The sequence below is a fragment of the Rhodoferax sp. genome (genome assembly GCF_037143375.1).
Lineage (GTDB): Bacteria > Pseudomonadota > Gammaproteobacteria > Burkholderiales > Burkholderiaceae_C > Rhodoferax.
In genome coordinates, this window is record NZ_JBAWYV010000276.1 from 1 (window position 1) to 2,386 (window position 2,386).

The 2,386-nt window shown below is 47.5% G+C and carries 6 protein-coding genes; 3 read left to right on the forward strand and 3 right to left on the reverse strand.

The window, feature by feature from the left end; genetic code table 11:
• The 3 genes from WCG50_RS18915 to WCG50_RS18925 all read right to left on the reverse strand — a co-directional run.
• A partial coding sequence (locus tag WCG50_RS18915; RefSeq protein ID WP_336901146.1) for a helicase-related protein occupies window positions 1-310 on the reverse strand: 310 nt, incomplete at its 3' end.
• A gap of 175 nt (window positions 311-485) precedes the next feature.
• Window positions 486-755, reverse strand: coding sequence for a hypothetical protein (locus WCG50_RS18920; protein WP_336901147.1), 270 nt, complete (start codon window positions 753-755; stop codon window positions 486-488).
• Window positions 752-916 carry a Cro/CI family transcriptional regulator gene (locus WCG50_RS18925; RefSeq protein WP_336901148.1) on the reverse strand — a complete coding sequence of 55 codons (165 nt, stop codon included), beginning with the start codon at window positions 914-916 and terminating at the stop codon, window positions 752-754. The genes WCG50_RS18920 and WCG50_RS18925 overlap by 4 nt, the downstream gene beginning before the upstream one ends.
• Window positions 917-1,071: 155 nt before the next feature.
• On the opposite strand from WCG50_RS18925, the gene WCG50_RS18930 reads away from it, so the two are divergent.
• The 3 genes from WCG50_RS18930 (at window position 1,072) to WCG50_RS18940 (ending at window position 2,349) form a co-directional block, all read left to right on the forward strand.
• Window positions 1,072-1,263, forward strand: coding sequence for a hypothetical protein (locus WCG50_RS18930; RefSeq protein WP_336901149.1), 192 nt, complete (start codon window positions 1,072-1,074; stop codon window positions 1,261-1,263).
• Window positions 1,260-1,541: a hypothetical protein gene (locus WCG50_RS18935; protein WP_336901150.1), complete on the forward strand. Its 282-nt coding sequence runs from the start codon at window positions 1,260-1,262 to the stop codon at window positions 1,539-1,541. Before WCG50_RS18930 ends, WCG50_RS18935 begins: the two co-directional genes overlap by 4 nt.
• A 196-nt stretch (window positions 1,542-1,737) precedes the next feature.
• The gene (locus WCG50_RS18940; RefSeq protein WP_336901151.1) at window positions 1,738-2,349 is read left to right on the forward strand and encodes an ERF family protein; all 612 of its coding nucleotides are present in this window, start codon (window positions 1,738-1,740) and stop codon (window positions 2,347-2,349) included.
• Window positions 2,350-2,386: the final 37 nt, after the last annotated feature.

Here is a 2,386-nt window from a genome sequence, read left to right on the forward strand (position 1 = left end):
CAAGAATCTGTCCCTCGTTTTCAGCCGTGAAGATGTGAACGTGTACCTCACGCTTTTGTCCGAACCGATAACACCGACGTACAGCTTGATAAAACTTCTCGAATGAGTCATCAAGCCCAACAAATGCCATGTGAGAGCATCGCTGCAGGTTCAAACCGTAGCCTGCAATCTTTGGTTTACTAATCAGAACGCGAAGATCACCATGCGCGAAAGCGAGCAGATTCTTTGCCTTGCTTTCTGCGCTATCTGACCCTTGGACGTTCACAGATCCTTTAATCATCCCGCGCAGCAATTCTGCCTCGTCATTCAAATGGCACCAGATCAGCCAAGGCTCATCAGTCTTTGCGTTTACTATGTCTGCCAGTGCCTTACAGCCCATGAAGTAATCGCGTGTTGGAAGTCGAACAGATGCTCATTCAGTTCTCCCGGTGTATGTCCGGTGGCAACCTCTGCCCTGCGTTTGTTTTTAATAAACGTACCGTAGTTCATGGCTTTGTCCCAAAGTAGGTGTGATGCTTCTTGCCTTCAACTTTGACTTTGAAGATGTTCCAACCCTGCGCCTTCAGCTCTGCAAGCCGAGCGTGTGGGGACACCGTACCGGCCCCAATAATGATCTGAAAGCTGGTTGCCCCCTTGGGACGGGAAATCAGGTCTGCAACGCATTCAATCTGAGTTTTTTCCATAGGTGCCTTAACTTTGATCTTGCCGCCAAAAGCGTTTTTGTTGTGCGACAGGCCCATTTCATGCCAATTCATTGTTTAACCTTTCTAAACCATTCGGGCCGCAAAAGCTGAAGCTGCCACAGGCGCGACTTGGGGATTGTTTGCCACTGAGAGACTGCCGACTCTGACACTTCCAGCAGAAGCGCGAGAGCTTTAACAGACCCCATCAGTTCGATTGCTTGTTTTTTAGTCATGGTGTGGAGTATAAGGTTAGGACGCTTAATTCTACCATCAATTATTTCTATTGGATTAGGGAAAGCGATAGTAAAAATTGTTGCACATTTAAATTTAGCTGGCTTATACTCTAGCCATGCCCTGAACACCTCGGGGTCTTTTAGAAAGTAAGCAAATGAACATCATGGAAAAAATTGTTGAAATAGTTGAAATCACCCACACTGGCAAAACCACTATTTGGCAAGTCGTAGATCAAGCAAACAAAGAGCGCCGTGCTTACCTGAAAGGATCAACCTTTTACTACGATATGCCTAAATTTGAGGCTGGCTTGCTTAAAGCTGACAGTTTTACAAGGACGCCAGCATGAACCACCCCATCACACAAGCAGAGGAAGCCAAGATGTACGGCATCGAGGTTTCTGAGGATGATTTCTACGCTGCCGTTTATCGCGCTGGCGAAGCCTACGACGCGGACGACTTGCAAGTAGCTGCCTACGAGCTTGCGAAGCCCATCCTTGCATCGCTTGTTCTCGGCGACTTTCACAAAGTCGGAGAGTTGTTGCATAACGCACGCGCTGCAACCGTTACCCGCCGCGCCGAGTTCGAGTGCTACGGATACATCACCACACCGGAGTTCAAAGCATGAAGATTCGCGACTACGCCCTAGCCGTTGCACTGGGCCTCATGTTCGCTCTTTTTTTCTTTTTTGGGATCACAAAATGACAGCATTTCAAGTTTTCAAGTGGGAATACAGGTTTTGTCGTTACAACCACGGACCTGTTACCTCGTTTTTCAAAGCACTGGCGAAAGCCTTAAAACCATCACCCTTCTGAGGACACAACATGAGCGTTTACAAAGCAATCAACGCAGTGCAAACAGCACTTGCAAAAACAGGCATTACAAAAGACAGGACCAACAACCAAGGTGCCGGCTATAAGTTCCGTGGCATTGACGATGTTTACAACAGCATCGCTCCACTGCTCGCGGAGCATGGGCTGTGTATTTTGCCTAGAGTGCTATCCAGGCATTGTGATGAGCGTCAGAGCAAAGCTGGCGGTGCATTGTTTTACATCACGGTCGAGGTTGAGTTCGATTTTGTATGCGCAGAGGATGGCTCAAAACACACGGTAAAGACGTTTGGTGAGGCAATGGATAGCGGAGACAAAGGAACTAACAAAGCCATGTCAGCAGCCTACAAATACGCAGCGTTCCAGGCATTTAGCATCCCCACTGAATCAGACAACGACGCTGACTCAAACACACATGAGGTTTATAGCAATAAACCCTCAATGGATCAAAAGACACTAGCCGATTTCCTTGCAGCTATCGAGTCCTGCACAACCGCTGATGCACTCAAAGCAACTTACTTTGAGGCAATCAAATCTGCGGGTGATGACCAGGAAGCAAGCAAGAAACTTATCGCAGCAAAAGACAAGCAGAAAGGTAAAGTATGAAGATCGAATTCAGCAAAGAGGAAATCGTAGCTATGTT